General features: G+C 61.1%; 2 protein-coding genes. Both read right to left on the reverse strand.

All coding sequences use genetic code 11. The features are described 5' to 3' along the window. Positions 1-110: 110 nt before the first annotated feature. Complete coding sequence (locus tag ACTG4J_RS15225; protein ID WP_439140581.1) at positions 111-1,193, reverse strand: AbrB family transcriptional regulator; 1,083 nt, start codon at positions 1,191-1,193, stop codon at positions 111-113. 67 nt (positions 1,194-1,260) lie between these two features. After that, the coding region (locus tag ACTG4J_RS15230) for a tripartite tricarboxylate transporter permease (RefSeq protein ID WP_439140582.1) at positions 1,261-2,252 on the reverse strand (992 nt) is incomplete at its 5' end.

Genomic DNA, 2,252 nt, shown 5'->3' on the forward strand with positions numbered 1-2,252 from the left:
AAAGATCATGCAGATCGAACGGGTCTGGCAGCGGCACCGACTCGGGCAAGATTGCGGCGATCACCGGAATTCGGAAAAAGCGTTTTGCCCTTACGACGGATAACCAAAGCTTAATGCCTGCCCTCCCCGTCCCTTTCCCTCTCCTGCCTCTCTCGCAGCCCCATCCGTCGCGCAAGGATGGGGGCGCCCGAGATCACCAGCAAGACCCGCGTCAAGTGGTGCACGATGATATAGCCAAGATCGGCCCCGACAATGATCGCAAGCATCGTCATCTCGGCCTGACCGCCGGGTGCGAAGGCGATGAAGCCATCGACTGCGGGGGCCAGTCCGAACAGCACCACCACCTCGGTGAAAAGCGCAGCAAGACCTGCCAGCATCAACACAAAGATCACGCCCGCCGAAACATCGCGCCGGATCTCGTGCAGCGTTACGCCGACATAGCAGACCCCGATACCGATCCCGATCATGAACTGCGCCACCAATATCGCCTCGGTCGGTGGGCGGTAGTGGATGATATCGGTCAGCGACACGGCCCCGGTGAGGATCATTGGCCCAAGGATCGAGGCGCCGAACAGCCCGATTTTTTCGCCGCCCTTCCAGCCGATCAGCGCGGCGGCGGCCATAATCGCCAGCTCATGCAAGGGGATCTCGGCTGCGGGCGCGCCGACAGGGTTGTCGAGCGTCACCCCAAAGCCCAAGGTCAAGATCACCGGCGCGACCGTGATGATGATCAAGACCCGTGTCGCGTGGATCAGGCTGAGCGCGCGCACATCGCCCCCCGCCTCTTGCCCGAAGGCAACCATGTCCTGCAGCCCGCCGGGCATCGCGGCATACCAGCTGGTCGCCCAGTCGAACTTGTAGACCTTGCGAAAGAAGGGCACGCCCACCAGCCCGATCACGGCGACATAAAGCGGGATCAGCGCGACCGAGGCCGCCATCTGCGGCACCCGCGCCACCACTTCGGGGGTTAGCGACGCCCCCACCGCCACGCCCAAGATCGTGCGCGCCGCGACCGAAACCTGCCCCAGACCTTTCAGGGGCGCCCCCGCCAAAGATGCAAGAAGGCAGGCAAAAAGTGGCCCGAACAAGAAGGGCAGCGGCAAGGAGAGCGTCCAGAACAGCCCCGTGCCGATCAGCGCCAACCCCACTGTCAAGACGCGGCGGCGCGGATCGCTTAAGGCTTTCGACAGCATGGGACGTTGTCTCCGTGATCTGGCCCAGCTTTGTGGTTCACCGGCTTGCGGCCAACCGCCAATAGGCTTACCGCAATGGCCATGGCAAGCGCACCACCTCCTGCAGCAGCCCCGGCGGGAAATCCCGGTTCAAGACCCATGCCAGCCCGCAGATCAAAACGATGGCAAGGGCCGAAAGCAATAATGTGTGCGTCCAGCTGACCTGTGCGCGGATGCGAAAGAAAGCCAGCATGAAAATCGCCAGCGCGATGATGAAGCCAAAAAGCCCCGTCAGCACCAACAGACCCAAGAACCACGCCAAGGTTCCCCAAAGAGAATGCGTCGCCTTACCATCATCGCCGCCGGTCTCCATATCGATGAAGACATCGTCCGCCTCGGGGCGCAGGATCATCCGCGCCATCAGTGCCAAACAACCGATCAGCGTCACGATCCCCACGCTCAGCGGAAAGACCTTGTCGCCAAAACGCGTGACAGTGGAGGCATCGATGGTGGCGATGGCGACATAAAGAGTGATCGCACCCAGAAACAGCATTGGGGCACGCTTCGTGCCGGTATGTGTGGCGATATTCTCGCGGATGTTCTTGGCTTGGCGGATGCCGATGACGATAGACAGCACCGTCAGGATCAAGAGCGTCACGGTGATGGGCGAGACCAGGTAATCGATCCCCGCCTCGAAACTACGCCGGAACCGAGATGCGCCGATCTGGGTCGCCATGTTCACGAATTGCTCGGCCTGTGTGGATAGTACGAAGCCGATCAGGAAAGCGGGGCGCGAGTAATCGAAACGGCGCAGCAAGATGCCGATGATGCCGACGAAAACCAGCGCGATCAGATCACCAAAGGACATGCGCGACTGAAAGGCGGCAAAGGCGATGAGCATAAACAGAAAGGGTGCCAATAGCGTGAAACGGATTGTCGTTAGTTTCGCGATCTGACCCGACAAGAGCACGCAAAGCCCCGCGCCGACCACATTGGCCAGCGCCAGTGACCAAACAATGGTGTAAGTGATATCGAGGTCTTGGCGGATCATCGCAGGCCCCGGCGACATGCCCAAGAGGG

Origin of the sequence: Roseicyclus sp., from assembly GCF_965662675.1 — a bacterium.
In the GTDB taxonomy this organism is placed as follows: domain Bacteria; phylum Pseudomonadota; class Alphaproteobacteria; order Rhodobacterales; family Rhodobacteraceae; genus Roseicyclus.

Excerpts from the sequence above, each read along its gene's own strand:
- ACTG4J_RS15225 (WP_439140581.1), bottom strand. The coding sequence starts at position 1,193 with ATGCTGTCGAAAGCCTTAAGCGATCCGCGCCGCCGCGTCTTGACAGTG.